The sequence below is a fragment of the Pseudomonas rustica genome (assembly GCF_018336155.1).
Lineage (GTDB): Bacteria > Pseudomonadota > Gammaproteobacteria > Pseudomonadales > Pseudomonadaceae > Aquipseudomonas > Aquipseudomonas rustica.
This window is the reverse complement of sequence record NZ_JAGYHF010000027.1, coordinates 1-4,162: the sequence shown is the minus strand read 5'-3', so window position 1 is coordinate 4,162 and position 4,162 is coordinate 1. Positions and strand designations below refer to the sequence as shown.

The window sequence follows — 4,162 nt, the reverse complement described above, 5'->3', positions numbered from 1 at the left end:
AGTCCCGGCCTCGTCAACCGCGTCCATCATGAAGCGCTGAGCATCGAACAGGGACAGTCGCACGGCCTCGGATACGTTGCCGGCGATCGTGCCCAACACCGAGTTATCCGAGCTGTAGCGGATGCGAACAGCCTCTGCCGTCTCAGCGCCGCCGCCCTGCTGGACAATACGAGCGCCGATCATGAGCATCTGCTCTTCTTTGTCCTTCATCAGCTCGCGGGCCAGCTGCGTTTCCTTGGCCTGCAGCATGACGGCGGAGCCCTGCTTGCCGAGGTTGTGGCCACGGCGCGACCCGATGTGCATCCCATTCGGGTTCAGCTTGAGGAACTCGTCAGGCTGAATATCCGTGGTGATGAACAGCGTTGGCTGCGAACTGATAAAGCCCGCCTCTTCCACCGTGGCGCTGTTGCCGTAGTGAAGGATGTTCACCTCGGCCAGGTCTTCCAGAGGCGCCTTGTCGATACTGGCGTCGTTGTTCTGGGAGCCGAAGAAGTGGAACGGGATGTGGTCGAACGCCTTGCCGGTCTTGTCAGTCGGGTTCGTCTCGACGCCGTCCGGTGTGTCTTCCGTGTACACGCGCTGCACGTACTTGCCGCCGATCAGCATCAGCGCGCGGTATTGATCCTTGGCGGTGAACTCGAACCCGTCCAGCGTGGCCTCGTTGATCTTTTCGTGCAGCACAACCAGCGTCAGCCGGCGCACGCCATCGATCACATCCTCGCGCCAGTTGACGATGCTCTCGGCTGGGTAAAAGTGAACGTAGGCACGCGCATTCGCGGCTTGGGCGACAGTGAGTGACGTCTGACCCTCGGGCAGCTCCACCTTCGGGAAGTCCACCAGCAGTCCGCCACGGCCAGTGTCGAGGCATTCGCCGGTTGCCTCCTTGCACAGTTGCTCAAGGCTCGAGCCGTCGCCGCTGATGTTCTCCAGCAGGTACTCAACGGCCGATGGCAGCTTGATCTCTGCCGTCTTGCGGAACACCGCACCCAGAAGACCTGTACGCGTGCGGCCGGTGACGTTGAGGAACATCGCCCGCTTCTTGAGCTGCTCATACCGCGCGATGTTCTCGGGCGACTGATTGAGCGGGTCAGGCATTGGCAAGTATTCGTTGTACTTGCGAACCTCTCGCGGCCCGGCTACGCAACGCTTTACCAGCTGCCAACCGGGCAAGGCATCGCTGTACTCCTGCCTGATGGCGCTGTAGTTGGGCATATGGGCCTCAGAAAGTGAATGTGACAGGAATGTGGGTCATGGTGGCGCGCTTCGTTTTGGCTACGGCGAAATAGCGCCATGCGTCAGCAGGGTGAGATGCCCAGTCATGAAGCGGCCGGTCTTTCCAGCAACCCTTCTTGTCGTCCCACTCTTTGCGGTAGTTCTCCAGCGCGGTGATGCCCTCTTCGCACTTCGCCTCGTCAAAGGCGCAATGGGCGAGGATCTCCCGAGCCTGGTCGATGCCGTCGTCGACGCCGATCTTCGGCACGACCTGGAACGTCATGCGGTAGTGCTGGCCGTCGATCTCGTAGCCTTCACGCGCCATTTCCCGGCGGGTCTTGGCATCGCTGCCGAACTCGCGGTTGTCGATGTCGTGCGGCCCCCAGTGCTCGGAGTAGGCGTAACCCTTGTCCTTGAGAACCTTCATGTAGTGCCGCAGGCCTTCCCCGCTGTTCTGGTAGAAGTCGATGACGTGGTACTCGTTGCCGACCTGACGCACGAACCAGATGGCCGTGGAGTCGCCGACACCGATGTCCCAGAAGGTCATCACCGGCAGGTGGCTGTTGTCTGGCAGCGTGCCGATGCGCTGAGCGGCATACAGCTTGGTGAACTGCTGGGCGTAGTAAGCGCCCTCGATCGACTGCTGGAAGGCTTCGGCCGGGATCGACGGGTATTCCCGCTTCATGTCGTCGCCGAGGGTCTTCTCCTTGGCGGCGTACCAGGCGCGCTGGCCCGGGTTGGTGTAGATGCCGTGCTTGGCGAACAGCTCGTTAAAGTAGTCAGTCAGGCGCTGCGGGATAACAGCCTCAGCCGGATCGAGCCAATAGGCCTGATTCTTCCACCAGCTGAAGAAGAAGAACTTCCAGTCCAGCTTGCCGAGCGGCGTACCGGACAGCAGTTGCTTCTCCGCGCTCTGCGAGTAGTCGAAGAAGTAACCGGCCCGGCCTTCCGCCGTCGATTCAATCGTGACGAAACAGTCAGTGGCCACAGCCTCAAACGCGCCGGTGACGATCTCGCGCGCCTTGTGCGGAAATTTGGCGCAGATCTTCCCGAACTCGGAGACGTGCAGGTAACGCAGCGTGCCGCCTCGGAAGGACGTGCTGACGTAGAGTGAGCCACCCTTGCTGAACACCAGCTCGCCGGCGGCGTCGTTGCTCGCAGGATTGGCGGCGCGGATCTCTTTCGGCAGGTTGTCGTAGGCGTATTTCACCTTCTCCCGGAACAGGCGTTTGGCGTCGTTCAGGGTATGGGCGATCAGTGCGCACTTGGCCGACTCGAACAGTGCAGCGTCCAGCTGGATGATGCAGCACTCAGTGGTGAAGCCGAGCTGGCGAGCCTTCAGGATGATGTTGCGGGTGTGCATCCCATCGAAGTATTCAATCTGCTCGTCCGTCATCCGGAAGCGGACTTTCTTGCCCTGCTTGTCGGTGATGAAGTAAAGATTGTTCAACCGCCAACGCTTATCCCGGAGCAGCTTCATGTGCTCGGGCTTCATGTCAGGCGTCCTTCGATAGTTCGTCCATCATCGCGGCCAGGGTGTCGACTGTCTTGTCGCCCTCTTCCGTGTCGAGGTTGAATGCTTGGCGCTCGCCTTTGATCACCTTGAGCTGGGCATCTACGCCTGCGTTGAGTGACCGAGCGAAGTCGCCGTGGTTTTCTTCAGTGACTGTGACGCTGGAGAGGAACGTGCTGAGCTTGCTCGCAATGCCTCGCCACTGGGCCAAGCCGGAACGATGAGCAAGCACTACAGCCGCAGCTTGATCGGATGCCTCCTCGATAATCTCGGCATCAGTGACCAGCTTCTTCTGGTCACCATCCGTGGTCACCGATCTGGTCACCTTGTCCTTCACGGCGGATCTGACCTTGCTCGTCAGGTCACGTTGCCAGCCTTCCTTCTCCGCGCGCTTCATTATCGTGTTGTGCGCCACTCCATGCTCTGAGGCAATGGCGCGCAGGGAAAGCAATCCAGCCCGGTAGGCTCGTTCGATCGCCTCCCAGTCGGGTTGCTTGGTTGTCATGGGGAATCCTTAATCTTCAATGTCCAACAGCACATCAATCAGCTTTTGCTCTACCAGGCGCATCGCACCCAGGCATTGCAGGTCGTCGCACTTGGGGCCAAGGCCGAACACGGTCACTTGGCCTTTCGGGCCGATAATGGTCAGTGCGCCCACGGTGCATTCCGGATGGACGCCTGCATCAAGGTCATCAGCGATCTTGCGCAGCGTCTTCGCGGCGTCTCGCCATCCTTCCCGTTTGAAGTCGATCAGCTTGGCGGTCATGCCTTCACCATCTCGTGCGTCTGGGCATGAGCCTGTCCGTGAAGGATTGCCACCACCAGCCCTTGAGGCAGTCCGGCGGACTTGGCTGCGTCGATGGCCTTGGCGATTGCGGCATCCAGTTCGATCACAGCCTTGTTGATGTCTGGGCTCAGCGGCAGCGCGTGGCGCAGGCGGGTTACGTTGCTCATCAGCTGAATGGATCAGCAGGTTTGGCAATTGAGCGAACGAACCACATGAAGCCTTGTTGCAAGTTGGTCTTGGCCAAGGCCAGCAGGCGCGGGTCAACGCTTTCAATCTGGCCGATCTGCTTGAACAACTCACCAGCGTCAGCCTCAAGCGACTTGATGGAGTTCATGCCGTCGATCTCGGACTGGGTCAGGTCGCGGTAGCCGGTGATTTTCTTGTGCTGGTTGTCCATAGTGATTCCCTCGTCGCGGGTCGCGACACAATTTGCTGATTCGCGAAACGTGTCGCGGATTACTTGCTCTGGCTGCGTTTGATCTGGGCGTCCACCTGATCTGCGCAGGTGTCGAGTAGGTTGATGGCTTGGTTCTTCAATTCCCACAGCTGGCCGTTGTCAGCGAGGTCTTCATCCGCTACCCGCTCACATGGCACCAGCTCAGGGGGCTCGACTCTTACCGCCGCTGTCTTTGTTACCAGTGGCGGCTTTA

General features: G+C 59.9%; 7 protein-coding genes. All 7 read right to left on the bottom strand.

Annotated elements, in window-relative coordinates; genetic code table 11:
- Positions 1-1,212, bottom strand: a 1,212-nt coding sequence (locus tag KFS80_RS26585) for a DUF4055 domain-containing protein (protein ID WP_212546454.1), incomplete at its 3' end; no start/stop codon positions are given.
- Between the two features lie 7 nt (positions 1,213-1,219).
- Positions 1,220-2,707, bottom strand: coding sequence for a terminase large subunit (locus tag KFS80_RS26580; protein ID WP_212546453.1), 1,488 nt, complete (start codon positions 2,705-2,707; stop codon positions 1,220-1,222).
- 1 nt (position 2,708) lies between these two features.
- On the bottom strand, positions 2,709-3,230 hold the full coding sequence (locus KFS80_RS26575; RefSeq protein ID WP_042559979.1) for a hypothetical protein: 522 nt from the start codon (positions 3,228-3,230) through the stop codon (positions 2,709-2,711).
- A 9-nt stretch (positions 3,231-3,239) separates the two neighbouring features.
- Positions 3,240-3,491, bottom strand: coding sequence for a hypothetical protein (locus KFS80_RS26570; protein ID WP_212546452.1), 252 nt, complete (start codon positions 3,489-3,491; stop codon positions 3,240-3,242).
- Positions 3,488-3,679 carry a hypothetical protein gene (locus KFS80_RS26565; protein WP_212546451.1) on the bottom strand — a complete coding sequence of 64 codons (192 nt, stop codon included), beginning with the start codon at positions 3,677-3,679 and terminating at the stop codon, positions 3,488-3,490. The genes KFS80_RS26570 and KFS80_RS26565 overlap by 4 nt, the downstream gene beginning before the upstream one ends.
- Complete coding sequence (locus tag KFS80_RS26560; protein WP_212546450.1) at positions 3,679-3,909, bottom strand: Acb2/Tad1 domain-containing protein; 231 nt, start codon at positions 3,907-3,909, stop codon at positions 3,679-3,681. Before KFS80_RS26560 ends, KFS80_RS26565 begins: the two co-directional genes overlap by 1 nt.
- Positions 3,910-3,968: 59 nt before the next feature.
- Positions 3,969-4,162, bottom strand: a 194-nt coding sequence (locus KFS80_RS26555; protein ID WP_212546455.1) for a hypothetical protein, incomplete at its 5' end; no start/stop codon positions are given.

Excerpts from the sequence above, each read along its gene's own strand:
- KFS80_RS26565 (WP_212546451.1), bottom strand. The coding sequence starts at position 3,679 with ATGAGCAACGTAACCCGCCTGCGCCACGCGCTGCCGCTGAGCCCAGAC.
- KFS80_RS26580 (WP_212546453.1), bottom strand. The coding sequence starts at position 2,707 with ATGAAGCCCGAGCACATGAAGCTGCTCCGGGATAAGCGTTGGCGGTTG.
- KFS80_RS26575 (WP_042559979.1), bottom strand. The coding sequence starts at position 3,230 with ATGACAACCAAGCAACCCGACTGGGAGGCGATCGAACGAGCCTACCGG.
- KFS80_RS26560 (WP_212546450.1), bottom strand. The coding sequence starts at position 3,909 with ATGGACAACCAGCACAAGAAAATCACCGGCTACCGCGACCTGACCCAG.
- KFS80_RS26570 (WP_212546452.1), bottom strand. The coding sequence starts at position 3,491 with ATGACCGCCAAGCTGATCGACTTCAAACGGGAAGGATGGCGAGACGCC.